Origin of the sequence: Algoriphagus ratkowskyi (genome assembly GCF_002150505.1) — a bacterium.
GTDB classification, from domain to species: domain Bacteria; phylum Bacteroidota; class Bacteroidia; order Cytophagales; family Cyclobacteriaceae; genus Algoriphagus; species Algoriphagus ratkowskyi.
Genome location: NZ_MSSV01000001.1, coordinates 205,118 through 230,471 on the forward strand (window position 1 = coordinate 205,118; position 25,354 = coordinate 230,471).

Below are 25,354 nucleotides of genomic sequence, written 5' to 3' on the forward strand. Positions count from 1 at the left end.
TGCCTTTTTTAGTATGGTAATGCAAAACCTTAATACCTTCAGGTTTAAACTTTTTTGAGTTTTATTTGCATTTATCTAAACGATCGGTTAGTTTTGTCGTATAGTATTTAAGCATGGCGAGACAGAAGGCATATAACGAAGAGGTAGTGGTGGAGAAAGCCATGAATCTATTTTGGAGGAATGGGTTTGAGACCACTTCCATGCAAATGCTAGAAAAAGAAATGGGTATAAATAAATTTTCCATTTATGCCAGTTTCGGAAGCAAAAATGGCTTGTTTCTAGAAAGTTTGAAATGCTATATGGGTAAAATCAAATTCCTCCTGAATACGCTTGAGAACTCAGATTTGGGAATAGCTGGAATCAAAAAGTATTTCTATGATTTTATAGAATTTACTAGAGAAACAGATTTCGGAAAGGGTTGTTTGGTAACCAATACCGCCAATGAGATCAACGATGAAGCTGACGAGAAAATCAAGCAAGTCATCGGGCAATTTACAGGTCAGGTTCGTGAAGCTTTTGCTTCCATTCTCAAGCGGGATGATACAAAAGATCAAGTGTTAGTTGATCAGCAAGCAGATTACCTGATTATCGCCATGGTAGGGCTCTCTTCTGCTACGCGATTTTTCGCCCAATCGCAGCTGGATAATTACATAGAAAATGTTTTCAATTCCATCTAAAATAGAAATTGAAAAAAGGGAAACTAGCATCTCCTTTTTTTGACATAAAACTAACCAATCGGTTAGATAAGTAATCATTTATAAATTAATTTAAAAACCAAAATCATGAGTAACACAGAAACAAACCAACTAGTACAGATTCACAGTGTAGAAACAGCACCAGAAGGCAGCAAGGCTCTTCTTGAAAAGTCTCAAAAAGCGTATGGTTATGTGCCTAATTTACATGGCGTCTTGGCAGGAGCTCCAGGCTTGTTGGAAGCATATCAGACCCTCCATCAATTGTTTATCGATTCATCATTTAATAATGACGAATTAACAGTGGTGTGGCAGACCATCAACGTAGAGCACGCGTGCCATTATTGTGTACCTGCACATACGGGAATTGCCAAAATGATGAAAGTAGATGATGCGATCACGGAAGCTTTGCGTAATCAAACTGAAATGCCAACAGCAAAACTTCAGGTGTTGCATGAGACTACGCTCACTATAGTTCGCAACCGTGGAAATATCTCAACTGAAGAGGTAAACAATTTCTTTGAAGCAGGTTACACTGAAAGAAACCTTTTGGAAATCATCCTTGGTCTTTCCCAGAAGGTAATCAGTAATTACACAAATCACATTGCTAAAACTCCTGTAGATAAGGCATTCGAAAAGTTTGAGTGGAAGAAATAAACTTCTAGTAAAGCAAGTATGTTGAATATGATTGGCCCCTAAGTAGTGAGATACTTGGGGGCATTTTTTTGCTATGGAAAATTGGTTGTGGCTAATTGACTTACTGGCTGATCTGTGACCCAGTATAGTATATAAAGCCATCGTGACTTTCGTGTTCTGGGTTTCTTCCATATGGACTAGAATTTTGCTTATCTAGATTCGAGGCTGATAGTGGTTGTGTCGTTGGCACAATCGGAGCAAAAGATTTGGATGATGAGCCAAATATTTTGTTTGATATAATTGGGGCCTATCATTCCTTCCCTATCGAAATATTACACCGCTTGCCAAGGGTAAGATCAGTAAAAGCCCAGAAGGCAATTCTGAGTTTTGAGATGAAATAATAATTCCACGAGTACCAACGGCACGATCGGTATAACCTACCTCTGTGGCGCAGTAGAGATTTAAACTAAAAAAGGGTTGGATGCTAACCTGCTTCCAACCCTTTATCATTTACTCGTCTCCTTTCTAAAAAGGCAGATCAGCTTCCTCCTTCATCTTCGCAGTTTTCTCGCCCATCAACAAGATTTCATTGACCACGATCTCGGTGATGAAGCGCTTCACGCCATCCTTGTCAGTATAGTCCCGATTGCTGATTTTCCCTTCTACTGCGATCTCCGAACCTTTATCTGTGTACTTGTCTAGCACCTCTGCATTCTTGCCCCAGATGACGAGTCTGTGCCAGGTGGTTTCGGTGACTTTCTCACCCTTTTGATTTTTGTAGGACTCGTTGGTAGCGATGTTTACGTGGCCCACGATTTTGCCACTTTCTAAGGTTTTCAATTCTACTTTGGCTCCTAGGTGACCGATTAGCTGTACTTTGTTTCATCTGTTTATAATTGTTTTTCAGCTGTCATATAGCCTGTCCCGATTTTTCTTCGGGAGAATCTCGCTTGACTTACAATCATCAAGTGTGGGACATTTTTTTCACGCTCGATTTCTTAGCGCATTCATGATGTTTGTTGTTTTGGTTAGAAGATGTGTTTGTCGTTTTCGCTAGCCAAAAAACTTATGATCCAAAGTTGGGGGATCGGTCAGCGCTAAGTCGGTAGCTAGTCGTTTGTATTTGATAGTATCCGTTTGTGATCGGATAGAGTGGGTTTATTCACTTTAAAGGGTGATTGAGAATATAGAAAAGTTTAGTAGGTTTAGAGAAGGGGAGAGGGAGTTGCGTATATACAACCGTTGTAGGTAAGGCGGCCGGACACTTTTCCCCAAATAAATTAAAAACAATTGACAGTCATAAATGAGTCAGAAAAAGTTGATAGTAATATTTATAGTCTTCCTATTGGGCGGACTATACGGTGGATACTCAAATGACTTCATCCAAAACGATAAGGCACTTTCCGCGACATTCAAATGGTGTACTGTTCCGTCAGTCATTATTGGCTTATACTATGCCTATTGTTCGACTTTTGGGTATAACAAGAAAATCGCTGTTTGGAAAAACAGCTTAGGGTTGTTAATGTTAACAGCAATTTTCGGAATAATTTTTCTAAAGTCTTTTCAAGGCTATCTCGTGTTTTTCAATTGTAATCTTGGGTCACAAGAGACAGTATTAGTAACGGGACAAATAACGGAGTTGGACTATCCAAAAAACAAAAAACCATTTAACAACTACACAATAATAATTGAGACTCATAACAACGAGTACATTAAACTTGATGTTCCGACAAATAAATACTTTGTTGGACAACCATTCGATAAAGAATTGACTTTGGGCTCATTGGGTTTTTTGTATAGCCGACAATAGGGTATGATTAAAAAGGGTGTGAAAGCCGCCCTACCTACAACAATGCCTATAATTCATACCGGCGGAAACTAATTATTATTTATTAAATTGGTCCGCCGGCACGAAATTATAGGCTGGCGTTAGGGTATATTATGAAAATAACACCATACCATATTTTGGTACTGTTTAGAATAGTATTTTCAATAGTACTTACCTATATATTATTCCGCTATTTTGGCTCTGAAAGTGGATTTAAAAATTTCGGAATATTATGGATCATTACCTATCCTATTATACTAATCGTCATCATAGGAAATCTTTTGTTAAACTTCAAGCAAGTTCCAAAAGCCCTTAAATATTATAATTCTTTACTTTTATTGGTTTTCTTGGTGTTTCTTTTTCTTCCAGAAAGAATGGAAAAGGGTGTAATTCTAGAAGCTCATTTAAATGAAGAGAGGTCATCTTGGAACATAAAAATTTTTGAAAACAACAATTACCGAGTAAGAAGGTCAGATCTTGGAGGATTTAAGGATTATGAAGGGCGATATATACTTGTAAATGACACACTAAAAATAGAAAGGTTTGAATGCAATCAATGTAACTTTACTAATGAATGGATTTTAGGAGATAAAAAATTAATTCCATTGAATTCTAATTCTGAAAATTGCTATGGTTGTTTTGAGATAGTGTATAGGAAATAAAAACATGCCCTAACATCACCTTGGAATACAGCGGGCGATTTCGAGTAAATATGAAATTAAGTATCTTTAAAAAGCTTGGAGTAGGCTGGAAGAGAACGGATTTGAAAACCTGCCGTTTCCAAGCTGAATCACGTTATGGATTCCTAATCTAAACTTCACTACTTTTAATTGCCATTCTTACCAGAGCCGAGAGGTTTCCATCTTAATAAAACCATTTTGCTATCACCGAAAATCAGGAATTCAACTCTTAATTTTTTATATAAACTACCATTAGTATTACTTCTGATTCTGGGTATTTCTTGCCAAAATCCGGAGACTACTACCATCCCCTCAAAAAACCAATCTATAGGTCCCAGCAATGGGACTTTGCTAATAGGTGGAGGAGGGATGACTGATGACATGTGGCAAGTGTTCTTGGGATTAGCCGGTGGAGATTCTGCCAAACTTGTTGTCATTCCAACGGCTTTCGATGAGAACTCGATTAATTACGATCCGGAATTCAAGATTTTGGAAAGGGATTTTAAAGCGCGTGGATTTAATGATGTACAATTTATGCACACAAGAGATTCCCTGTTTGCGGATACGGGTGAATTTGTAAAACCTTTGAAATCCGCCACAGCCGTTTGGCTTGAAGGTGGCAGGCAATGGCGATTGGCAGATGCCTATTTGAATACCAAAACGTACACGGAATTAAAAGGCGTTTTGAATCGCGGGGGGATTATTGGCGGGCATTCCGCTGGTGCTTCCATCCAAGGCTCTTATTTGGTTAGAGGCGGAAGGGGTGATGATGGGAATTTCAAGATCATGGGAAATCCAGAGGTTGGTTTTGGCTTTGTGACAAATACAGCCTTTGACCAGCATCATCTTTACCGCAACAGGCAGTATGATATGTTTGATTTGCTGAAAATCCGGCCAGAATTATTGGGTGTTGGGATAGACGAAGACACAGGGATTTTGGTGCAGGGGAATGAATTTGAAGTAATAGGCAATAAGTATGTAGCTATTTACGATGGGACTTTTTGGTCGCCTTATTACAATGAGATTGATACGCTTGAAACTGGGGAAAATAAATTCTATCTCTTGAAAAATGGAGATAAATACAATCTGAAAGAGCGACGGATTCAACTAAATAAGTTTATAGAACCACAAGCAATTTCAACTGAGGAGTTACAAAAGTATGTTGGAAATTACTTGTATGAAAAAAGTAAGGTCTTCTGGAATAATATGCTGGTTGAGAACGATACCTTGAAATTTCAAGGATACAGACGAAATTTAGTCCTTGACCGCATTCCGATTTATGCGTACGAAAAGGATGTGTTTTTTGATACAGACGCGGAACTATGGTTTCATTTTGTAAGGGATACTTCGGGTAGAATTATTGGCTTTGATAAAAAGACCCATCAATTTATTGGCGGGCAAAACCAACGGTTCAATAGGACGACGGACTAGTGAGTTAAGATTTTCGCTTGAATGCGCTACTTGACTTTCCAACTGAAAAGGCTGGAAGTTCGAACTCCCAGCCTTTTAATATTTAACTTATCTTTTGACTTTCCTTAAAAAGGAAGATCAGCTTCCTCCTTCATCTTCGCAGTTTTCTCGCCCATCAACAAGATTTCATTGACCACGATCTCGGTGATGAAGCGCTTCACGCCATCCTTGTCAGTATAGTCCCGATTGCTGATTTTTCCCTCGACTGCGATCTCCGAACCTTTATCTGTGTACTTGTCTAGTACCTCTGCATTCTTGCCCCAGATGACGAGTCTGTGCCAGGTGGTTTCGGTGACTTTCTCACCCTTTTGATTTTTGTAAACTTCGTTTGTCGCGAGGTTGACATTACCTACAACCTTGCCACTTTCCAGGGTTTTAACTTCGATTTTGGCTCCTAGGTGACCGATTAGCTGTACTTTGTTTCTTAGCGCATTCATGATGTTTGTTGTTTTGGTTAGAAAATTTGTTTGACGTTTTCGCCAGAGGAAAAACTTATGATCCAAAGTTGGGGGATCGATCTGCGCTAAGTCGGTAGCTAGTCGTTTGTATTCGATAGTAGCCGTTTGTGGTCGGATAAAGTGGATATATTCGATTTAGAAGGTAGTTGAGAATTTATAAAAGTTTAGTAGGTTTAGGGAAGGGGAGAAGGAGTTGCGTATATACAAGTGTTAGCGAACATATGATGAAACCCATCTACATATTTTTGATTCTGATTATAGTTGCTAACCAATCAAAAGCGACCTCTCAAATTCCTGATGTTATATTTTTTGGAAAGGATACTTTAATTTTTTATGACTCTCCGCTAGATAAGTTTGAAGGAATAAGTGATAAAATCTTGAGATTAAGGAACGATGAATATGTAGTATCTTCTGATTGTTGGAAGGGCTTTCGAGCAGAATGGCGAATAATTGATGATGTTTTGTATTTATCGAATGTATTTGATTGCCATTCAGAAAAACATTTAAATCCACTGATAGAAGAAATACTAAGGACAAAATTTACCGATGGATTAATAAAAGCAGATTTTGTTGATGGAGTTTATTGGGCAGGGAAAAACCAAGTTTATGAACAGTCATTTTATACTCCTATTTTTAAACAGGAAATTAAATTTGCCATTAATAAAGGAAGAGTTGTCAATTCAACCAAAATAGAATCTATTCCATGTGAATATTCCGAGGAAGGAGATTTAAAGAATTTTATCTTAAAGAATCTCAACCATAATGAAATGAATGATATGAAGGGGGAGTCAATAACGATTTCAGCGAATATAAAATCAGACAGAACAGGGAGGGTAAGGGAAGTGAAAATTGAGCATTCCACGCATTCCGAAAGTAATGGCCTATTCAAAGAAGCAATAATGAAATTGCCATGCCGTCCAGTTTATTTTAATAAAGGAGAATATTGGTCTTGTAAAGAATCAATTTACTTTTCCTTTAAAACGAAGGAATTAAAAGAATACGTTCGCTAACATCACCTTGGATACAGCGGGCGGTACCGAGTAAATATGAAAAGCAGTATCTTTAGAAAATTAGGAGTAGACTGGAAGCGAACGGCTCCGAATGCCTGCCGTCTCCAAGCTGGATCACGTTGACAGCAATCTCCTAAGTACTATTTTTGATTTTATATAAACTGACTCTACGGGATTTTGCACGTAGCCAAATATTATTTGACAGCTTCCCGAAATTGTTCGGGACAAGTAGTGACAAGTAGTTCCTAAATAGGTCGAATTGGTTTTCCTTGGCTAAAAATACACAAAGCCATGAATATCATCGAGTTTATCCAGCATTTTCCAAACGAGGAAAGTTGTGAATCCTACTTGAAAGCGTACCGTGAGAAGACAGGGATCTATTGTAAAACCTGTAAAAGTAGCCCTAAGCAATACTGGTTTTCAGGAAAAAAATTCTTCGAGTGCAGTCAATGTAGAAGAAGAACTTCTCTAAAAGCCGGTACAGTTATGGAGTCGAGCAATCAGTCTTTACATACTTGGTTTACCGCTTTTCTATTGATGTCTGCAACCAAGAAAGGATTTTCTTGCCTGGAGTTTCAGCGACAGCTAGGATTAAAACGGTACCAAACCGCCTTCTCCCTGATGCATAAAATTAGAACTGTAATGGGTAAACGAGATGATTTATATTTTCTGAATGGTATGGTAGAATACGATGAAGCCTATGTGGAGAAAGCAACAAAAAAGGCACTCCAAGAACATCTCAAACGAGGAAAAGGGAGTCAGAAGCAGTCCATAGTAGCTGTAGCCTCAGAATCTACCCCACTGGAAAACCCTCAGACAGGTGAGAAAAGTCGGCATTGTGGATTCTTTAAAATGAAAGTGCTGCCAAACGTATCGGCAGATTCGGTAGAAAGATTTGTTCAAAAGACGATTGATCGAGAAAGTGTACTGTTCACAGACAAAAATCCCGCATACATAAACCTGGAAAAGATGGTAGAAAGTCATATTCAGATTAAATCTTCAAAGGACTCCACAAAAGCTAACTTACCCTGGGTTCATGTGGCCATCAGTAATCTGAAGAAAAATCTTCTGGGGATCTATCACATGGTAAGTGAAAAACACCTTCAAAACTATCTCAATGAGTTTGTCTACAAGCTCAACAGAAGATATTTTGGTGAACAGCTATTCAATAGACTAATTATAGCTTCTGTTTATCCTTACGTGCAACATTACGAATAGTCATATTATATAATTATAATTTTGATGTATCGTAATTCTATGTCTATTTTCCTTATGAATTCAACAGAACTATTTAAAGGAACTCTTACAACCATCCTACTTAAATTACTTGATGAAAATGGGAAAATGTATGGCTATGCCCTAACTCAAAAAGTAGAGGAACTATCAGACAATAAAATATTAATTAAAGAGGGTTCCCTGTATCCTGCCTTGCACAAGCTTTTGAGTGATGGTCTTGTGGAAGTTGAGACAGTGAATGTAGGAAAACGGATTCGAAAATATTATTCTATAACAAAACAGGGACAGGAAAGAAAGATCGTTTTATATAATGAGGTAAGTGAGTTTCTTAAGACAATTCAGCATATTGTATTTCCCCCTCAAAAAGCTTCTTTTCTATGACTTTAGAGGACAAAGAGGTGTCTTTCATGTAAGGGGAAATTGAAAAAAGTAAAATTTCTATCTCTGATCTTAAAGATGACTTGCTTGATCATTTTTGCTGCTTTATAGAAAACGAACTAAATAAAGGGGGTTCATTTGCATCTTCTTATATAAAAGCCTTGAAGTACATATGCCCCAATGAAATTAATGAAATTCAAAAGGAAACTATTTATTTGTTAAACCCTAAAAAGATAATTACTATGAAAATGATTATGTATTTAATTGGTCTTTTAGCCTCTATGAGCATGACCCTAGGTTGGTTATTTAAGTATTTAAACTGGAAAGGTGGAGGAGACATGTTAACTTATGGAATGATTTGCTTTTTACTTCTCTTTGTGCCAATGCTAGCTTTTAACAGATATAAAATGACCTTGGGTAAAGCTTTATCTGAAAATCTTGAAATCATTTTAGGCTTCAGTGGTGCTATTGTAACCGGTTTAGGTATCATATTAAGGACAAGCGGAATGCAATACGGTTCTTTACTAGTTATTATAGGGACATTAATAATTGCATTCGGATTTCTGCCTTTCCTATTTTTTAGAATGTACCGAAAATCACTAGAGCAGATTTAATTTAAATTCAAATGTACAGCAGTCAACATTGGCTAAGAGCAAGTGGGCGGAAAGTGCTAAATCGAAAGTGATTACCTTAATAAAATTTGGTCGCGACGGACAGCTAATCTTGATTTAATGCCCGCCTGCTCTCAGCCTTGGCCGTTCCTATCCAATCAATCCTTGACCGAGAGATTGCCTGCTTTTGGAAAATCCACTTTTATAGCCAATCGGGTACAGTTCACATTTCGGCTCTTTTGATACCATTTAGACTTTATTTTCCTCAACATTCAGAGCACTTGATGTGTTGAGAGACTAGTCTCGTTCCCTACCTACTGCCCAGACCAATAAACTTCAGAAAATTAACCAACCCATGACAAGCAAATTAGATTTAAGACCAATTATTAAAACAGAAGAGTTTGAAAAAAGCACGGATCAAGAAAAATTTCAAACCCTTACGCTTCGCCCTATTCTAAAACTTCAAAATGAGCTTTTACTTGGGCTATTTAAAAACCACATTGTTGAATCTAAGAGTACGTATTACTCTTTATCATCTGAAGGAAAAGTCCTCTTTATAGAAAATAGCTTGCAGAAAAACATCGTGTTAAAGAACAAACTGTTAGGGATTACACTTGGCATGCTGACCATAGAAGAATTTGCCGTTTACAGTACCGATATCAACTTATACAATAAGCGAATCATGAGTCTTATCATTGAGCGAATTAGAAGTCAGAGCACTTTGCTCTAGCGAGAATCCCCAAATGTTTTCTAGAGTACATTTTAAAAATTGTGATTTTAGGTTGGTAATATGTCGCTATTGAATTCAATACTTCTCCGAGAAAAAGCATAGTATTCAGCCAAATTCTGATTGCCTTGAGGATTAATAATTTGGTATGAGAGTAAATAAGTTAACCGAAACGACTTCAATTTTTTACCTTACCACAAGGAATTAATCGAATTTGATAACCAGAGATTTGCTCATCAAACAACGCTAGCATGAAAAGACGCCCATTTCTCAAAAACTTAACGCTACTTGGAAGCGGTTTGGTAGCCTTGCCCATCGCGGGCTTTCCTCTTACTGTTTCTAGAAGTCAGTATTTAGAAGATTTTCAACCAGTGTTTAAGTTTGTAACCGCTTCAGATGGACATTTTGGACAACCAGATACGGATTATAAAACTTCCCATCAAAACCTGATCGAAGCCATCAAGCGAGAATCTGATGTGGACTTGGTGGTGTTCAATGGCGATTTGATTCATGATGATCCATCATTGATGCCGGAAGTGAAAAAAGTCTATGATCAGTTGTCACCCTTGCCTTACTATGTGGCGAAGGGCAATCACGATATGGTATCCGATTCACGATGGCTTGAAATCTGGGGACAGACATCCAATACGTTTTTTACGGTCAAGAATAATTACGGTATGATCATTCTTAATTCTTCCAATGAGGCGGGTGATTACTTGTGCATAGATCTGTCTTTTTTGCGAACAGCTTTAGCAGAATTGCAAGCCTTGGAGCAGGTCTTCATCTTTATCCATATTTCTCAGAAAGATTGGACGCGGCATGGAATAGATTGCCAGGAAGTGCTGGATCTCATTGGCAGCTATCCGAATGTGAAAGCAACTTTCCATGGACATGATCATGATGTGGATGGCGTGATGTGGCAGCAGAAAAAGCCTTACTTCTGGTCGGGTCATTTTGGAGGGAGTTGGGGAAACCCATTTCCTAGCTATCGCATTTGCGAAGTGGATGAAAAAGGAAAAACGAGAACAGCATTGAAGCGGATTTCTGATGGCCTGATGCTGAATTCGCACCAAATTTAAAGTGTTAGGCTTTTCTCATAATCTTACTGTTTTGGGTATTTTCAGGCTTGATAAGAGCAGTATTTTAGAGCTGGGCCTCCTTAAATTCTGTATAGTTTTAACCTAAGAAATAACTTCTGATCATAAGTTGTAGGAAGGGAGTGCGCTAAGTAGGCCGCTAATTGTTTGTGTTTTATAGTATCAGTTTTGGTAAGATATAATGGGTTTTATGGATTTGTATAGGGAATAATTAGTTCGGAGATTTTTAGTAGATATAGAGAAATCATTGCTTTTGTTTAAACTGGTTTTGAAACCAATTCATCTTCTACTATACACCCCAGATTCAAAATAACTGGATTTATTATGTCATATTTTTTCAACTCAAGTAACTAATATAAGTAGAGGGTAAAAAACACTAAATGCAGAATACAATAAAAACAGATTTCGAACAGGTACTTGAGAACAATAAGGATAAAATCTACAGAATTTGTAAGATTTATGCTGCTAATCCAATTGAACCCGAAGACCTTTTTCAGAAAGTAACGATTAACCTTTGGAAGTCTTTTTTATCCTTTGAAAATAAATCAGGCATAAATACCTGGGTGTATAGAATAGCTCTGAACGTATGCATGAGATATAAGAATAAGTTGGAAAATCGAGATGGAAAGACGATTAGGTTAGAATCAATTCAATTTGAACCTACTGCATCTATTCCAAACAACTTCCAAGAAGAAAGATATAAAGCACTCTACAGTTGTATTCACTTACTCGACGAAGTAGATCAATCAATTGTCATATTGTCTTTAGACGAGCTGCCCTATAAAGAAATCTCCAAAATCACTGGTTTGACAGAAAACCATATAGCTGTAAAAATGAAAAGAGTGAGGAAAGTGCTATTAAGATGTATAACCGCTAAACTGAAATAAGATGAATAACAAGAAACAAGAATTTGATTGGCAGGAATTAAAAGAGATTTGGATAAATTCCGCTCAAACAAAGAAGATCCATATACAAGTATCGGACTTGCTGAACGAACTGAAAGGAAAGGTAAGCCAATTTGAAAAAGATTCGATCAAGTCGGATATAGGCATATTGAAGTCGAGCTGGATCCAAACCAAAAGTAAAGTGAGTCAATTTGAAAAAGATGCTATAAACCGTGATTTGGTGACTCTTACTAGGTTGCTTAAACGATTTCTAAACCTTTTCAAAAGTGGCAAATAGTTGGTAAAACCAATGCCTTCAATAGATCTGAAAATGTAACTAATCTGCAATTGGCGGGACTACATATCTTTCCTGTGAAAGGAGTAGATTCCACCGAGATATTTAAGATGGTTACCTTACTTGGCTATGATCAGCTGAAAGATTATAAATTGTACGATTTCACAAGATTGGGAGAATAGTATGATTTAATTGTAGACTGTAAAACCAGCAAATCTCTCTTTTCTTACCTGAAGGCGTTGAAGCCAAATGGGATTTATGTCACTATAGGCGGTATAATACTCGACTTAATTCATGTGCTATTTTGGAGTAAGCCCCAAGATCGATTCATTTTTTTGGAGAAGGTCTTTACAAATTAGAAATTGTAATGCGAATGCATTAAGATAGATAAAGTACATGTAACCCAAAGGAACTCCCTACAGCTAGAACCAAGGTTTAGCATTTTTTTTAAATAGAAATTTTCAATTAAGTAAACCCATTAACCCATGTGGTGGCAGTATCTTCTAGTTTTTCTTGGTGCTCTATTATTTGATATTGTTCCTTTTCCATTTCCGCCGGCATTTACGATCATGGTTTTTCTGCAGATCGTATTTAAGTTAAACGAATGGTGGGTTATTATTTTTGGCGTAGCTGGATCAGTGCTAGGCAGATATATTTTGCTTTTGTATGCGCCAGTTCTTGCTGTTAGGTATTTGAAAGAGTCGAAGAACAATGACATTCAGATCCTGGGTGATAAAATGAAGAAAAATAAGTGGACGGGCCAATTGATTGTGCTTTCCTATTCTTTGTTGCCGCTTCCTACTACTCCGCTATTTTTAGGGGCAGGTATTTCAAAATTGCATCCCATTTACATCATTCCCGCCTTTATCATCGGCAAATTCACAAGCGATACCCTTGCAATTTTTGCAGGTGCATACGCAGTTGATAATGCCCAAAATATTATTGATAACGCCCTGTCGTGGCAATCTATCTTGAGTTTATTTTTAGGCTTATTTCTACTTTTTTGCTTGTTTTTTGTTGACTGGAGAACATTAATTCTTCACAAAAAGCTGGTCTTTAACTTTAAAATTTTGAAGTAGATTTGCTTAGAAATTTATACTAAAACGAACCACTCTTGCTCACCAAAATCTTAGTCGGACTATTTATCGCCCTTATTCTATATTTGCTTTTTCGCCCGAAAAGCATAAAAAGTGGATTCAACGTCCCTGAGATCTTTCCAGAAAAATGGAGAGTTTATTTGCTTCAGGAAGTGAATTTTTATGCTTCTCTTGCTGCTGAAGATCAAGCGACTTTTGAGGCAGATGTTTTGCGTTTTCTGAAGCGGGTGCGAATCACCGGGATCAAAACAAGGGTGAATGATGAAGATCGCTTATTGGTGGCGAGTAGTGCTGTGATTCCAGTTTTTGCGTTTCCGGAATGGGAGTATAACAGTTTGCATGAGGTGCTTTTGTACCCAGATTTGTTCACAGAGAAATATGATTTCAAGGAGCAGGGAAGGAACATCTCAGGAATGGTTGGCAGTGGGGGAGTGATGCATCATGTGGTGCTCTTTTCGAAGCCTGCTTTGCATCAGGGTTTTGACAACGCGAGTGATAAAATGAATGTGGGAATCCATGAGTTTGTGCATTTGTTTGACAAGCAGGACGGGGAAATAGATGGTGTCCCTACTATTATTATGAAAAATCAGGCGGTGATGCCTTGGCTGCATTGGATTTCAGAGAATACCAAGGAAATGCTTGCTGGCAAAAGTGATATCAATGTGTATGGAGCGACGAATAAGCAGGAGTTTTTGGCAGTTGCCAGTGAATACTTTTTTGAGAGACCACAGCTTTTCAAGGAAAAACATCCTGAATTATATACTGTCCTCTCGGCTGTTTTTCAGAACGATTTGGCTGAAAGCCAATCAGGAGACAATAAGCTGAAGCGCACCATTGGCAGGAATGATCCTTGCCCATGCGATAGCGGAAAGAAGTTTAAGGACTGCTGTATGACTGATGATTGATTAACTTAGATGGAACAATAGAAAAATTCTTTAAACCATGAAAAACCTATTTTTAATCCTAACTCTCACGATTTGTTTTGATTGCTTTTCGCAGGAAACTGAGAAGACAGAAATAGCCGCGGTAGAGGTTGTTGTAAATCGATTTTTCGAATCCTTAGAAAAGCAGGACACTGTATTGCTTAAAGAAGTCGCTTTTATGGAAGGACAAATCTGGACGGTAAATAACACCGTCAGTCCTGCAAGACATAGAATGCGATATTTTAAAGACGATCTCAAGACTTTTCAATCTAAGAATACCTTCCAAGAGGAAGCCTACAAAATAGACGTGCAAATCCATGAGGGAATAGCTATGGCGTGGGGTCCGTATGAGTTCAGGCTGAACGGAGCCTTCTCTCATTGTGGCGTTGATGTGTTTACTTTGGTGAAAAATGAGGGGAATTGGAAGATTATAAATCTGTCCTATACCATTGATAAAGAGGGATGTGAGGAGCTGAAAAGCAAGAAATAAGTGGCTAGGCCGCATTGGTCATCGCGCATCGGTCATCGGTCCACTCAGACCCAACAGCAAGAATCAATTTTTAATTTTAAATTTCTCAATTTCAAATTCCCTAATCCTTTAATTCATACCAGTCAATCCCAGTAAGTGGCATTCTTCGACCATGAGATTCTTTTGGGCCATAATTCGTCGCTAGATAATCCAAGATTATAGATTCATTACCGCCAAGATCCCAAAGCCCTTGAGTCTCTTGCATCCACACGATCTTCTCATGCCATCCTTCTCGGGTGAATCCGCTTTGTAGAATCAGCGCGCTGGAGTGACAAGCAGTACAATTTCCTTTGACGATTTCGAGTCCATCTCCTGCGAGCAATCCTGTGTCCACGTCTTTTCCATCAATTATTTGATCTGTAAGCGCCGTATCGTTATCTGCAAGGGCAGGAGAAAGTTCTGAGGAAACTGTCGGCATCAGAGCCGAGATCTCCGGTTGAAAAACTAAAGCAAGGATCAATCCTACAAGTAGAACTACGATACCTATCAGCCCTGCTACGGATTTGAAGAGCGTATTTAGAAGTGGTTGATTTTTCTCTTTTGCAGAGTGGTGATGGCTGGGTTGATTGCGCATAGTTTAGCTAACTTTCACTGCGATTCTATGACATGCATTGTTCAGATATCCTTTTGGATTCCAGCCCGGCATCACCATGGTTTGAGATATTCCTTTTGAATCATTTGCTTTAGCCCAAATCTCATAATATCCTGCCTGAGGAAAACTCAAGTCAATGGACCATTGCTGCCAAGCCAGTCTATTGGCAGGTTTTTTCAAATTGCAGGTTTTCCAAGTTGCTCCAAAATCTGTAGTCACTTGCATCTCTTTTACCTCGAGATCTCCAGCCCAGGCATGACCTTGCACTTTCAATTTTTTGGATATACCAAACATGGCTCCCGTTTTAGGATAAGTGATTATAGACTTCACGGGCATGGATTCTATGATTTTCATGTCCTCATCCGGCACTTCTTGACCGGGAGCGACTGGATATTTAGGAACTCGATAGGAGTCACCCAGCATTTTCTCTCCATCATGAACTTTATTTCTAACGACGAGCTTATTCAGCCATTTTCCAGAAACTGAAGCTGGCCAACCACCGCAAACCAATCTAAGCGGAAAGCCATGAGCCAAAGGAATGTCTTTACCATTGAGTTGAAATGCCAATAGCGACTCATCCTCCATCGCTTTGGCAAGCGGCACGCCACGGGAGATAACGACCTTAGTTAGATCGCCATTGAGATGCTTGTCCGCACCATAATACCCAATGTAAACAGCGTCAGACTTGATGCCCACATCCGCCAAAACATCTTTTAATCTCACTCCAGTCCATTCAGAGCAATATACAGCACCCTCTTCCCATTGATTTCCGGCTGTTAGTGGGTAAAAGCCGGCACGGCCATTTCCACCACATTCCAACACGAGCTGATAGCTGTAGGATTTGAATTTGCTTTTAAGCTCCGCTAGGCTGTAAGTTTTTTCCTTAGTCACTGATTCTCCAGCGATCGTAAGCGTCCAGCTATTCACGTCTATGTCATCGGGAATCAAGCCATTATTTCTGATGAAAATGCTTGCAAAAGGAGTCACCGCATCATTTAATAGATGAGGTGCTGGCTCCACGTTCCAAGGTTTCTCGTTTCTAATAATCATTCCTTCGCTTTTGCCTTTCATCGGGTCAAAATCTGCAGGAAGTCCTACTGGAATATAATCTACAGGCATGGTAGACGCATGAACTATTTCCGCACCTAAAAATGCTGCCATGGCTGCAAGTGTACTTTTTTGCAAAAAAGCTCTCCTGTCTTGAGTGTTATCAGGTTTTTTCATCGAGCTATTAAAGTCTTTTTTTGACATGGCAATGTTGTGTTGAAAAGTGACTTGAGGCAAAATTAGAAATCTTAACGACTATTATCCCATTGCAAGTGATGATTTGGTGTTTCAGTAGCTAACAGGACAAAGTTTTATGTGCACCCAACCGGCGGAATACTGAGACTGATCTCTGTTCATACTGAATACTGTTTTATAAACTTTGCCCACCAGCGGACAAAAACGTTCGCTTGATTGTGAAAATGCTCTACTTGAAGGTCAAATAAGGTCTATTTTATCAGTTTTATACTGGCACAGAAATTTGATAGTAGGGAAAAGAGAAAACTATATTTAGAGGGCTTCGACTTCGCTCAGCCTGACAACGACTTCGTTCAGTTTGAAGGTGAGCACATCATTGCGTGGAAGGAGTTCTGACGACATATCAATCTGGCAGTTACTTCGGGACAGATTGCTTCGTTGCTCGCAATGACGAATAATGTTAATCTTCGAATTTTATAATTTTTCAATTTAGAAAAAATGCTAAAGAACTACTTTAAAATCGCTTGGAGGAATCTCAGAAGAAATAAGCTCAGGACAAGCATCCATGTTTTGGGTTTGTCGATAGGGATCGCTATCTGCTTTTTGATTTTCAATGTGGTGACTCATTCGTACAGTTTTGACCAGTTTCATCCTGATAAGGAAAGAATTTTCCGAATTAATACCCTGACCGATTGGGGAGATGGGGGCGGGAGTTTTCCTAATTCAGGGACTCCTGGACCTCTTGCCGAAGTGATCCAAGATGAAATCTCAGGCGTCGAAGTGAAGGGCAAACTCTATACGATGTATTCAACATTAGTAGCCTTGCCTACTTCTGACAAAGTATTTGGTAGATCTGATAAAGTGACTTTTGCTGATCCGGGATTCTTTGAGTTATTCCCTAGAGAATGGCTGGCCGGTAATCCAGAAACAGCTTTGATCCAACCCGAATCAGTGGTGATCTCAGCCAACAGTTTGCATAAGTATTTTCCGGGAACTGACCCCTCAGACGTCTTGGGTCAGGAATTGATGTTTGTGGATTCGGATTCGATCTATGCAAAAGTGACGGGTGTGATTGCGGACTATACAGAAAACACAGACTTTATTTTTCATGATTTTATTTCTTACAGTACCATTCGAACGCCAGAGCAACTCGACTGGTATGGCTTGCACGACTGGTCATCAGTAAATTCGAGTTCACAGCTTTTCGTCAAACTCGCAAAAGGAGTGACGCCTGAATCGGTGGATGAAGCATTTAAACCTTTGGTCACTAAAAATATGGAAGCTGGAGATGATGGAGAATACAATACGAGTTTCTTCGCAGAACCTTTAGCAGAGATGCATTTTGTGCCAAATTATGGAAGTACCAGTGTTTCTAAGGTATTCCTAAAAGGCTTAAGTACCATTGGCTTAATCATACTTGTGTTGGCTGCGCTGAACTTCGTCAACCTAGAAACTGCACAAGCCATCAGTCGATCGAAGGAAGTTGGGATAAGAAAAACTATTGGAGGGACTCGCCTGCAGTTGATTATACAGTTTCTCGCAGAGACATTTTTAATTGTGATTTTCAGCACTGTTCTCGCACTTGCTATGGTAGAAGGGATCAAAATCCTTTTTACAAGTTACTTACCTCAGGATTTCCGTATAGATTATTTCTCCGTTTACAATAGCTTGTTCTATGTAGGTTTCCCTGTTTTGATCTCGATGATTACAGGTATGTACCCAGCACTGATTCTTTCTAACTATGATCCACAGCGTGCATTGAAGGGGGATATGATCCGAAATGGGAAGTTTTCTTTGGGAGTATTCATGAGAAAAAACCTTACCGTGATTCAATTGTCTGCTTCCATGGCATTTATCATCCTGGTTTTGGTGCTGAACTATCAATTGAAATATGTGACCAGCCAGCCTTTGGGTTTTGATAAAGAAGCAGTGATGTACGCTCGACTGCCTTTCATGTCTGATCCAGATAAAATGATTCAGCTCCAAGATCGCTACAATCAGGAGTCAATCGTACAAAGCGCAAGCCTCAGCGGAAGCTTGGTGACCTCTACAAGCTTATGGACTTCCAATGCGAAAATCCCAGTGGATACGACAGAGATTGAGATTAATATCCAAGTGATGAACGTGGATTCAGCTTTTGTTCGGGTAAATGGTATTCCATTGCTGGCAGGTTCGGATAAGATAACTAGGTCGGATGAGATATTGATCAATGCTCAATTTGTGAATGAAGCGGGCTTTGAAAGTCCAGAGGAAGCGATAGGAACTGAGATCAGATATAGTGATAAGCAGGTGCGGATAATTGGAGTTGTTGATGACTTTCACTCCAGATCACTCCGGGAGAAAATCAGGCCCTTGCTTTTCACCTACAATCCATCCTATTTTCAGTCGGTAAGTGTAAAGCTTAATTCTGATCAAAATCTGGCAGCAAGTAAGGAGCGACTGGAGCAGATTTACCTCACGGTTTATCCTTATGAAGAAGCTTCCTTCAGCTTTTTGGATACACAAATAGATCAATTCTATCAGGAGGATGAAAAGATAAAAAATGTGTTGGGCTTCGCTTGTGCACTTGCAATTATGATTTCCTGCTTGGGATTATTTGGACTTTCCAGTTTTACCATTGCGCAGAGAACTAAAGAAATCAGCATCAGAAAAGTTTTGGGAGCAACTTTGCAGCAGATCCTTTTTCTAATCTCCAAAGAGTACATAATTTTACTGGGTCTGTCCTTTTTGATCGCAATTTTACCGGCCTATTATTTCTTGAATAACTGGCTTAATGGCTTCAGTACCAAAGTCGATATGCCTTATTTCATCTTTGTTGCTGCTGGCTTGGGGGTTATGGCAATTTGCTTGCTAATAGTTGGGATACATTCTTATATCGCTTCGCAAACTAATCCTGCTAAGGTGCTGAAAAGCGAGTAACTAACCTTTGTGGTTTTCTTAAAGCCCGAAGGTTTTGAATCTGAAAATTTCTCGTAACGGCGCAACGTTTCGAAAAATCTATAACATCAGATTACCTCCGCAAGCGCGCAAAGGCGCCACGGTAATGACTTACCTTTGGGGTTTTGTTTGAACCCCGAAGGTTTTGAATATGAATTACTCTCGCGGCGGCGCAATGGCGCAACGTTTTGAAACAAGTTTTTTCGCGATAACGAGCACCACAGGTGCGACCCATATTATAGCCCCGGTTTCAACCATGGGTAAATTGAATGGATAAAGTTTTTTTGGGTTTTGGCCGGGGGAATGTTAAATGATTAAATGCCAGTTCGCCAAAACGAGAGGAGTTAAAGATTTAAAATCTAAATGGAAGGACTTTGGGATCCTGTGGTGGAAAAAGTATCGGTGATGAGATATACATCGAACCTATTGTGAGGTAAGTCTTTAGCTTGTGTTCAACCCTTTCAGGGTTGCCGTTTCCATCAATTTCCCAATTGTCCACGGGTCCCGATAGCTATCGGGACACCCGAGTTTATTGAAAAGTTGGACCATCACGAAATTACTTCGCTCATCGGGTCTGTCGCTTCGTATTCGTTCGTATAAATCTAGAACTACAAGCATGACCCCGAATGGGGTCAAACCATTCATAACCATGGGTGCAACCCATGGTTTGAAACAACAACAAATATTCCCACGACCCCGAAGGGGTCGAACTGTTTTTCATCCAGCACAATCACTGACAATACCGCTCGTGCCGTTGGCACTCTGGTAGTTTCTCATCCTTCCCATCTCCCAGCATTTCGTTGCGCTCATACTGGGCAAGTAGGGTACGAGCTGTTAGCGCTTGAATATCTTCACCAATTCTGAACCTAAAATTTGGCTAAAGCCTAAAAACAATCTTGCTATCCCTTTTACCTCCAGCTAAAGCAGGAGGCAACGCAGCAAAAACTACCAGGAATTGCAATGTGGCTTCAGCCAAAATCCCCGCTACCCTATCTGCAATAGACAGGCCCGATGGGAGCCCGAACTCATCAGAATCTGTATTGATCTTCGGCTTAATCATTATTCACCTATTTGTTATTGGGTTTGTGTCTTCACGAACCTAGGGATGTAAGGGTGAATAGTTATTTACCTCTACCAATGAATCGTTTTTATCTTCTCCGAAAAAATAATCAAATAACCACCTAAGTAAATAAAATTTTTAATTAAGTTTTTTGACTCAAAATTGCCATGAAAAGCTAAATTGCATTTCAGTTTATTATTTTAAATCTTCTTTCTAGCAAATAATCACCTTCATGACGAGATTCAAAAATCTAATTTTTCCAGCCTTCCTGTTATCTGCTTTCCTCTTTGCTGCGTGCAATAGTCAAAAAATCCGTTCAGACGCAGGATACTCAGCCCTTTTCAATGGAGAAAACCTAGACGGCTGGGTAGGGAATAAGACTTCCTACAGAGCTGAGGATGGTATGATTGTCATTGATCCAAAAGGAACGGGTGGCGGAAATCTTTTCACGGAGAAAGAATACGGAGACTTTTCACTTCGCTTTGAATTTCAATTAACTCCAGGCGCAAACAATGGCTTGGGAATTCATGCACCACTTACCGGAGATGCAGCTTATATGGGTAAGGAGCTTCAAATTTTGGACAACACAGCTGATAAATTTGCCAACCTAGAAGTATATCAATATCATGGCTCGGTATATGGTGTAATACCTGCAAAGCGTGGATTTTTGAAGCCAGTAGGTGAGTGGAATTCACAGGAAGTAATCGTCAAACATCCACATATCAAAATCATCCTAAACGGAGAGGTTATTTTAGATGGAGATTATCTAGAAGCTAGCAAAAATGGCACATTAGATAAAAAAGATCATCCAGGTTTGCAGCGTAGTTCAGGGCATATTGGCTTCTTGGGCCATGGGGATGTCGTTCGATTTAAAAATATTAGTATCAAGGAATTAACAGCAACTAAGTAATAACTTCAATAAGAAATGAGTAAGAAAATAGCAAGTATTGATCGTAGAGACTTTGTCAAAAAAAGTGGCTTAGGGATTTTAGGAGCTGCTTTGGCACCTTCTCTTTTGGCTAGACTAAATGCCGGGGAGCGCCTAAGAACAGCCCATATCGGCCTTGGTAGTATGGGAATGGCAGATTTGGGGGCTATTTCATCCCATCCATTAGTGGATGTCACGGTACTTTGTGATGTGGATAGTGCGAATTTAGCGAAAGCCAAAGCACTTCATCCCAACGCAAAAACGTACAGTGATTACCGAACATTGCTTAAGGAAATGAGTGGTGAGATCGACGCTGTCATTGTTTCAACTCCAGATCATACGCATGCACCAGCATCTATGATGGCAATGGAAATGAACAAGCCGGTGTATTGTCAGAAGCCTTTGACTCACCATGTGAGTGAAGCTAGAGCGATGAATGAGCTTGCTGCGAAAAAGAAGTTGGTGACTCAGATGGGTATCCAAGTTCACTCTTTTTATGACTATAAATTAGCTACACTTTTGATCCAGTCTGGCATCATTGGTAAGGTGCATACTGTTCGTGCTTGGTCACCAAAAGACTGGGGTTACGATGGTCCGGAACCAGCAGGGTCTGATCCAGTTCCAGCTACCTTAGACTGGAACCTATGGCAAGGAACTGCTCCAGAGCGTCCTTATAAAGAAGGTTTTTATCATCCAGGCAACTGGAGAAAAGTAATGGACTACGGTTGTGGTACACTTGGCGATATGGGAGTGCATATTTTTGACACGCCATACAATGCCTTGGAACTAGACGTTCCGCGTACGATTATCAACGAGTGCCGCGAGCCTACGGGATTTGGTTTCCCAGCAAATAATATCGTGACTTACGAATTCCCAGGTACTAAGCAGACCGCAGAGACATTGAAGTGGGTTTGGTATGATGGAATCGGAGCTCCAGAAGCCCACGAAGATTTAGTTCTTCCTAATGGTGATGAATTGCCAGATCAGGGAGCAATGTTCATGGGTGAAAAAGGCAGGTTGTTATTGCCACACTTCCAGCAGTTGCCACGTAAAATCGTTGATGGAAAATATGTTGAGATGGACATAGAATCATTCAATTTGGGCAAACCAGTGAAGGATTATGCTGCTGAAAGCAATAAGCATTACCATCAGTTTGTGGATGCTTGCTTAGGCAAAGGCGAGACTACTGCACCATTCTCTTATGCATCTAGATTGACAGAAACGATCCTGCTAGGCGTGATTGCAGGTAGATTCCCTAACGAGACACTACACTGGGATAGCAAAAAAGCAAAATTTGCAGAGAAGAAAGCGAATAAGTTCTTGAAAGGGAAGTATCGCAAGTTTTAGTATCAAGGCAAAAGTATCTAGACACAAGAAATAAGACTCTGGTTATTGAAAATTGACAATTGAACATTGACAATTGATCATTGTGAATTGAACCTGGATAATTTGTTTTGTGCGCTAGCGAACAAAAATGTTCGAGATAGCAAAGCTAATAAAAGTATAGAAATGCCTCTGGAGTTAATTCAGAGGCATTTTTTTATGGCATAAAAGTGGAAAAGAGTAATAAGAGTTTAATATGTAGATTGAATATTATGTAATCTTCTAATTCACTAGGGGACTAATAAATCAAGTGTAACAATCTTCCTATTTCCAAATATTTCAATACAAAATGATAGAACTTAAGAAATTAGACAAATACATAGAATCGCGTTTTCAGCGTGTGTTTATTCTCAAAGGGATTGACCTTACGATCAAAGAAGGAGAGTTTATTACACTGATGGGACCAAGTGGTGCAGGGAAATCTACGCTGCTAAATATCCTAGGTTTGTTGGATGAGGAGTATGCTGGCGAATATTGGTTTGGGGATAGAGACCTGGCTAAAATGAAAGACAGAGAGCGTGCGGCATTACACAAAAGTGAATTTGGATACATCTTTCAAGCCTATCATTTGATCGATGAACTGACGGTTTATGAGAACATAGAGACGCCTCTTCTATACAGAAATGTATCTTCAAGTGAAAGAAAAAGCATCATAGCAAATCTTCTAGATAGATTCAATATGGTGGCAAAGAAAGATTTGTTTCCTGCACAGTTATCAGGTGGACAACAGCAGCTGGTAGGAATAGCCAGAGCCGTGGCAGGAAGACCACGGGTACTTCTGGCAGATGAGCCTACAGGGAATTTGCATTCTGGTCAGGCGAAGGAAATTATGGAAGTATTTCAGGAATTGCACCTCGAAGGCACTACCATTATTCAGGCTACACATGCAAGAGAAAATGCAGATTATGGCACACGATTAATTGATATGCTGGATGGTAAAATAGAAAACGATGAAGCGATTATTCATGGATAAAAAGTATATAATTCTACTTATTGTAGCGCTGTTATCTGGTGCGATTCAAGCTCAAGATACACTGAGGATAGACTTTCGTCAGGCGGTGGATCTTGCTCTGTCTGCAAATGTGGATTACCAAATGCAGACAAATTCTATGGAAGTGCTGAAAGTCGAAAAGCAATCGGCTTTCCTTTCTCACTTACCAAATGCCAATATAAATAGCTCATTTTCTCAGCAATCTGGACAGCAGTTTCAGCAAATTGAAGGAGAAATTGTAGTGACTAATGTGAGAAATGAAGTGGTCAATGCAGGTCTGAATATGAATATGCCAATTTTCAATTCTGGAAGAAGGATTTTGGATACTCAATCTGCTAAATTGGCTTACGAAGCTGGAGAGAAAGGCTTGGACAGAGCCTCGCAGCAAGTGATGTTTGATGTGGCAAGACGCTATCTTCAGGTGTTATTGGACGATGAATTAGTGAGAATCTCTCAGCAAAATCTGATAAACCAAAAAGAGCAATTTAGACAAATTGATGGTTTTGTTGAAGCTGGGTTAAGAACGCTTTCAGATAAATACAATCAACAATCTGAAGTTGCAAGGTTGGAATCTGTCCTGGTAGATGCAGAATTACAGTATCAGAATGACGTCTGGGATTTGTCTGAGTATCTACAGTTAGATCCGGGAGTAGTGCCTGTATTGGAATCAGTGAATCCAAGGTTGGATGAGTTGAGATATGATGGGATGAGTATGACAGAATTGTATGACCTAGCTAAAGTAAATCGGGCAGACGGTGTACAGCAAGAGCTTTTGGAGTTTTCCTTTAAAAAAGATATGCAAGCGATCAAAGCGATGTATTACCCTAGAATTGGAGCCTTTTATAATTATAACACCTTTTTCACATCCTTGGATGATAGGAATTTGCAAGATCAACTCTTTAATGTTTACCCTCAAAATACACTTGGCTTAAGTCTGTCAATTCCTATTTTCAATAATTTCCAAAACAGGTTGAATGTGAGCCGAAGTAGAGTGACATATAAAAATCAGATTTTGCAGAAGGAATCTGTTAATAGAAAAATCTATCAAGACGTAAAGCTAGCCCATCTTAATTATATGGCGGCAGTGAAAAAGGAGGGAAATACTAGCATTCAAGTGATGGCGGCTGAGGAAGCGCAAAATGCTATTTCTGAGCGTTTCCGTCTTGGTCTATCCAATTTCGTCGATCTTGCTACTGCAAATCAGCAATTGGTGGCTGCACAAGCAGATAAAGCTCAGGCGGTGTACACACTTTTCTTCCAAGAAGTATTGATGCAGCATGCGTTGGGTACGTTGGAGGTGTTGAAGTAGATAGGAAAATTAAGACGTTAGACATTAGATTCAAGGTAAAGCAGAATTAGAAGATTACTTGTCTGAATTCACCAGTCGTTCCTACGGAACGAAAAGTACTAACTATTTATACATTTTCTACAGACCAGACCTTCCTACGGAAGGTTGAATTTACGCTGAAAACTTGCCCCAAGGGGGCAATTGGTTTGTAGCTAGGAAGTCGCAATTCATTTAATCGTTCCAGCGGAACGAGTCGTGATTGTTCCGAAAATGTGAGAAAAAATATAGTCCAGCTTCTGGAGTAGCAGGACATAGTTTAGCGTTCTCTGCGAAAAACTCTGTGTCCACTGCGGTAAAAACATAAAAAAAGCAGGCTCTGGAG

The 25,354-nt window shown here is 39.3% G+C and carries 25 protein-coding genes and 1 pseudogene; 21 read left to right on the forward strand and 5 right to left on the reverse strand.

All coding sequences use genetic code 11. The annotated features are described in order from the left end of the window. Window positions 1-113: 113 nt before the first annotated feature. Together BVH02_RS00865 and BVH02_RS00870 are read left to right on the forward strand one after the other, a co-directional pair. Complete coding sequence (locus BVH02_RS00865; RefSeq protein ID WP_086497846.1) at window positions 114-677, forward strand: TetR/AcrR family transcriptional regulator; 564 nt, start codon at window positions 114-116, stop codon at window positions 675-677. A gap of 105 nt (window positions 678-782) precedes the next feature. Further along, the gene (locus BVH02_RS00870) at window positions 783-1,349 is read left to right on the forward strand and encodes a carboxymuconolactone decarboxylase family protein (protein ID WP_086497847.1); all 567 of its coding nucleotides are present in this window, start codon (window positions 783-785) and stop codon (window positions 1,347-1,349) included. Between the two features lie 504 nt (window positions 1,350-1,853). Here BVH02_RS00870 and BVH02_RS00875 read toward each other — a convergent pair. Further along, window positions 1,854-2,198 (reverse strand): annotated as a pseudogene (locus BVH02_RS00875) (single-stranded DNA-binding protein); the annotation flags it as partial. Between the two features lie 433 nt (window positions 2,199-2,631). Between BVH02_RS00875 and BVH02_RS00880 the strand changes: the two are divergent. From BVH02_RS00880 to BVH02_RS00890, 3 genes are all read left to right on the forward strand, one after another. After that, complete coding sequence (locus BVH02_RS00880) at window positions 2,632-3,138, forward strand: hypothetical protein (RefSeq protein ID WP_086497849.1); 507 nt, start codon at window positions 2,632-2,634, stop codon at window positions 3,136-3,138. Between the two features lie 131 nt (window positions 3,139-3,269). Continuing rightward, window positions 3,270-3,818, forward strand: a complete 549-nt coding sequence (locus tag BVH02_RS00885; protein ID WP_086497850.1) for a hypothetical protein — start codon at window positions 3,270-3,272, stop codon at window positions 3,816-3,818. A 168-nt stretch (window positions 3,819-3,986) separates the two neighbouring features. After that, window positions 3,987-5,267, forward strand: coding sequence for a cyanophycinase (locus BVH02_RS00890; protein ID WP_205635690.1), 1,281 nt, complete (start codon window positions 3,987-3,989; stop codon window positions 5,265-5,267). Window positions 5,268-5,371: 104 nt separating this feature from the next. On the opposite strand, the gene BVH02_RS00895 is transcribed toward BVH02_RS00890, so the two are convergent. Then, on the reverse strand, window positions 5,372-5,743 hold the full coding sequence (locus BVH02_RS00895; protein ID WP_086497851.1) for a single-stranded DNA-binding protein: 372 nt from the start codon (window positions 5,741-5,743) through the stop codon (window positions 5,372-5,374). Between the two features lie 242 nt (window positions 5,744-5,985). Between BVH02_RS00895 and BVH02_RS00900 the strand changes: the two genes are divergently transcribed. From BVH02_RS00900 to BVH02_RS00950, 11 genes are all read left to right on the forward strand, one after another. Further along, window positions 5,986-6,774, forward strand: a complete 789-nt coding sequence (locus tag BVH02_RS00900) for a hypothetical protein (RefSeq protein ID WP_111357084.1) — start codon at window positions 5,986-5,988, stop codon at window positions 6,772-6,774. Window positions 6,775-7,065: 291 nt separating this feature from the next. Further along, window positions 7,066-7,992 carry an IS1595 family transposase gene (locus tag BVH02_RS00905; RefSeq protein ID WP_086497853.1) on the forward strand — a complete coding sequence of 309 codons (927 nt, stop codon included), beginning with the start codon at window positions 7,066-7,068 and terminating at the stop codon, window positions 7,990-7,992. A gap of 54 nt (window positions 7,993-8,046) precedes the next feature. Beyond that, window positions 8,047-8,391, forward strand: coding sequence for a PadR family transcriptional regulator (locus BVH02_RS00910; RefSeq protein WP_086498215.1), 345 nt, complete (start codon window positions 8,047-8,049; stop codon window positions 8,389-8,391). Window positions 8,392-8,471: 80 nt separating this feature from the next. Beyond that, window positions 8,472-9,002, forward strand: coding sequence for a hypothetical protein (locus BVH02_RS00915; RefSeq protein ID WP_086497854.1), 531 nt, complete (start codon window positions 8,472-8,474; stop codon window positions 9,000-9,002). A 352-nt stretch (window positions 9,003-9,354) separates the two neighbouring features. Continuing rightward, the gene (locus tag BVH02_RS00920) at window positions 9,355-9,729 is read left to right on the forward strand and encodes a hypothetical protein (RefSeq protein WP_086497855.1); all 375 of its coding nucleotides are present in this window, start codon (window positions 9,355-9,357) and stop codon (window positions 9,727-9,729) included. Window positions 9,730-9,977: 248 nt separating this feature from the next. Next, window positions 9,978-10,805 (forward strand): metallophosphoesterase family protein, encoded by an 828-nt coding sequence (locus BVH02_RS00925; RefSeq protein WP_086497856.1) that lies wholly within the window; start codon window positions 9,978-9,980, stop codon window positions 10,803-10,805. Between the two features lie 398 nt (window positions 10,806-11,203). Next, window positions 11,204-11,710 carry an RNA polymerase sigma factor gene (locus tag BVH02_RS00930; protein WP_086497857.1) on the forward strand — a complete coding sequence of 169 codons (507 nt, stop codon included), beginning with the start codon at window positions 11,204-11,206 and terminating at the stop codon, window positions 11,708-11,710. Between the two features lies 1 nt (window position 11,711). Beyond that, window positions 11,712-12,005 (forward strand): hypothetical protein, encoded by a 294-nt coding sequence (locus BVH02_RS00935; protein WP_086497858.1) that lies wholly within the window; start codon window positions 11,712-11,714, stop codon window positions 12,003-12,005. Between the two features lie 482 nt (window positions 12,006-12,487). Beyond that, window positions 12,488-13,081, forward strand: coding sequence for a hypothetical protein (locus tag BVH02_RS00940; RefSeq protein WP_086497859.1), 594 nt, complete (start codon window positions 12,488-12,490; stop codon window positions 13,079-13,081). Between the two features lie 35 nt (window positions 13,082-13,116). Next, window positions 13,117-14,004, forward strand: coding sequence for a zinc-dependent peptidase (locus tag BVH02_RS00945; RefSeq protein WP_086497860.1), 888 nt, complete (start codon window positions 13,117-13,119; stop codon window positions 14,002-14,004). Window positions 14,005-14,041: 37 nt separating this feature from the next. Further along, window positions 14,042-14,512 carry a nuclear transport factor 2 family protein gene (locus BVH02_RS00950; protein WP_086497861.1) on the forward strand — a complete coding sequence of 157 codons (471 nt, stop codon included), beginning with the start codon at window positions 14,042-14,044 and terminating at the stop codon, window positions 14,510-14,512. 100 nt (window positions 14,513-14,612) lie between these two features. Here the strand turns inward: BVH02_RS00950 and BVH02_RS00955 are convergent, their stop codons facing one another. Both BVH02_RS00955 and BVH02_RS00960 read right to left on the reverse strand, forming a co-directional pair. Further along, window positions 14,613-15,125, reverse strand: a complete 513-nt coding sequence (locus tag BVH02_RS00955; protein ID WP_223271773.1) for a hypothetical protein — start codon at window positions 15,123-15,125, stop codon at window positions 14,613-14,615. Window positions 15,126-15,128: 3 nt separating this feature from the next. Next, window positions 15,129-16,394 (reverse strand): sulfite oxidase, encoded by a 1,266-nt coding sequence (locus BVH02_RS00960; RefSeq protein WP_086497862.1) that lies wholly within the window; start codon window positions 16,392-16,394, stop codon window positions 15,129-15,131. 489 nt (window positions 16,395-16,883) lie between these two features. On the opposite strand from BVH02_RS00960, the gene BVH02_RS00965 reads away from it, so the two are divergent. Next, window positions 16,884-19,304, forward strand: a complete 2,421-nt coding sequence (locus tag BVH02_RS00965; RefSeq protein ID WP_086497863.1) for an ABC transporter permease — start codon at window positions 16,884-16,886, stop codon at window positions 19,302-19,304. 895 nt (window positions 19,305-20,199) lie between these two features. Here the strand turns inward: BVH02_RS00965 and BVH02_RS00975 are convergent. Next, complete coding sequence (locus tag BVH02_RS00975; protein ID WP_086497865.1) at window positions 20,200-20,382, reverse strand: hypothetical protein; 183 nt, start codon at window positions 20,380-20,382, stop codon at window positions 20,200-20,202. 232 nt (window positions 20,383-20,614) lie between these two features. Between BVH02_RS00975 and BVH02_RS00980 the strand changes: the two genes are divergently transcribed. The 4 genes from BVH02_RS00980 to BVH02_RS00995 all read left to right on the forward strand — a co-directional run bounded on the left by BVH02_RS00980 (window position 20,615) and on the right by BVH02_RS00995 (window position 24,993). Next, window positions 20,615-21,292: a 3-keto-disaccharide hydrolase gene (locus BVH02_RS00980; RefSeq protein WP_086497866.1), complete on the forward strand. Its 678-nt coding sequence runs from the start codon at window positions 20,615-20,617 to the stop codon at window positions 21,290-21,292. A 15-nt stretch (window positions 21,293-21,307) separates the two neighbouring features. Continuing rightward, the gene (locus BVH02_RS00985; RefSeq protein WP_086497867.1) at window positions 21,308-22,657 is read left to right on the forward strand and encodes a Gfo/Idh/MocA family protein; all 1,350 of its coding nucleotides are present in this window, start codon (window positions 21,308-21,310) and stop codon (window positions 22,655-22,657) included. 325 nt (window positions 22,658-22,982) lie between these two features. Then, window positions 22,983-23,666, forward strand: a complete 684-nt coding sequence (locus tag BVH02_RS00990; RefSeq protein ID WP_086497868.1) for an ABC transporter ATP-binding protein — start codon at window positions 22,983-22,985, stop codon at window positions 23,664-23,666. After that, complete coding sequence (locus tag BVH02_RS00995) at window positions 23,644-24,993, forward strand: TolC family protein (protein ID WP_223271772.1); 1,350 nt, start codon at window positions 23,644-23,646, stop codon at window positions 24,991-24,993. The genes BVH02_RS00990 and BVH02_RS00995 overlap by 23 nt, the downstream gene beginning before the upstream one ends. The last annotated feature ends 361 nt before the right edge of the window (window positions 24,994-25,354 follow it).

What these genes read in the sequence shown, in the direction of transcription:
- BVH02_RS00865 (WP_086497846.1), top strand. Translation starts at nt 114, where the DNA reads ATGGCGAGACAGAAGGCATATAACGAAGAGGTAGTGGTGGAGAAAGCC.
- BVH02_RS00870 (WP_086497847.1), top strand. Translation starts at nt 783, where the DNA reads ATGAGTAACACAGAAACAAACCAACTAGTACAGATTCACAGTGTAGAA.
- BVH02_RS00880 (WP_086497849.1), top strand. Translation starts at nt 2,632, where the DNA reads ATGAGTCAGAAAAAGTTGATAGTAATATTTATAGTCTTCCTATTGGGC.
- BVH02_RS00885 (WP_086497850.1), top strand. Translation starts at nt 3,270, where the DNA reads ATGAAAATAACACCATACCATATTTTGGTACTGTTTAGAATAGTATTT.
- BVH02_RS00895 (WP_086497851.1), bottom strand. Translation starts at nt 5,743, where the DNA reads ATGAATGCGCTAAGAAACAAAGTACAGCTAATCGGTCACCTAGGAGCC.
- BVH02_RS00900 (WP_111357084.1), top strand. Translation starts at nt 5,986, where the DNA reads ATGATGAAACCCATCTACATATTTTTGATTCTGATTATAGTTGCTAAC.
- BVH02_RS00905 (WP_086497853.1), top strand. Translation starts at nt 7,066, where the DNA reads ATGAATATCATCGAGTTTATCCAGCATTTTCCAAACGAGGAAAGTTGT.
- BVH02_RS00910 (WP_086498215.1), top strand. Translation starts at nt 8,047, where the DNA reads ATGAATTCAACAGAACTATTTAAAGGAACTCTTACAACCATCCTACTT.
- BVH02_RS00920 (WP_086497855.1), top strand. Translation starts at nt 9,355, where the DNA reads ATGACAAGCAAATTAGATTTAAGACCAATTATTAAAACAGAAGAGTTT.
- BVH02_RS00925 (WP_086497856.1), top strand. Translation starts at nt 9,978, where the DNA reads ATGAAAAGACGCCCATTTCTCAAAAACTTAACGCTACTTGGAAGCGGT.
- BVH02_RS00930 (WP_086497857.1), top strand. Translation starts at nt 11,204, where the DNA reads ATGCAGAATACAATAAAAACAGATTTCGAACAGGTACTTGAGAACAAT.
- BVH02_RS00935 (WP_086497858.1), top strand. Translation starts at nt 11,712, where the DNA reads ATGAATAACAAGAAACAAGAATTTGATTGGCAGGAATTAAAAGAGATT.
- BVH02_RS00940 (WP_086497859.1), top strand. Translation starts at nt 12,488, where the DNA reads ATGTGGTGGCAGTATCTTCTAGTTTTTCTTGGTGCTCTATTATTTGAT.
- BVH02_RS00950 (WP_086497861.1), top strand. Translation starts at nt 14,042, where the DNA reads ATGAAAAACCTATTTTTAATCCTAACTCTCACGATTTGTTTTGATTGC.
- BVH02_RS00955 (WP_223271773.1), bottom strand. Translation starts at nt 15,125, where the DNA reads ATGCGCAATCAACCCAGCCATCACCACTCTGCAAAAGAGAAAAATCAA.
- BVH02_RS00960 (WP_086497862.1), bottom strand. Translation starts at nt 16,394, where the DNA reads ATGTCAAAAAAAGACTTTAATAGCTCGATGAAAAAACCTGATAACACT.
- BVH02_RS00965 (WP_086497863.1), top strand. Translation starts at nt 16,884, where the DNA reads ATGCTAAAGAACTACTTTAAAATCGCTTGGAGGAATCTCAGAAGAAAT.
- BVH02_RS00975 (WP_086497865.1), bottom strand. Translation starts at nt 20,382, where the DNA reads ATGATTAAGCCGAAGATCAATACAGATTCTGATGAGTTCGGGCTCCCA.
- BVH02_RS00980 (WP_086497866.1), top strand. Translation starts at nt 20,615, where the DNA reads ATGACGAGATTCAAAAATCTAATTTTTCCAGCCTTCCTGTTATCTGCT.
- BVH02_RS00985 (WP_086497867.1), top strand. Translation starts at nt 21,308, where the DNA reads ATGAGTAAGAAAATAGCAAGTATTGATCGTAGAGACTTTGTCAAAAAA.
- BVH02_RS00990 (WP_086497868.1), top strand. Translation starts at nt 22,983, where the DNA reads ATGATAGAACTTAAGAAATTAGACAAATACATAGAATCGCGTTTTCAG.
- BVH02_RS00995 (WP_223271772.1), top strand. Translation starts at nt 23,644, where the DNA reads ATGAAGCGATTATTCATGGATAAAAAGTATATAATTCTACTTATTGTA.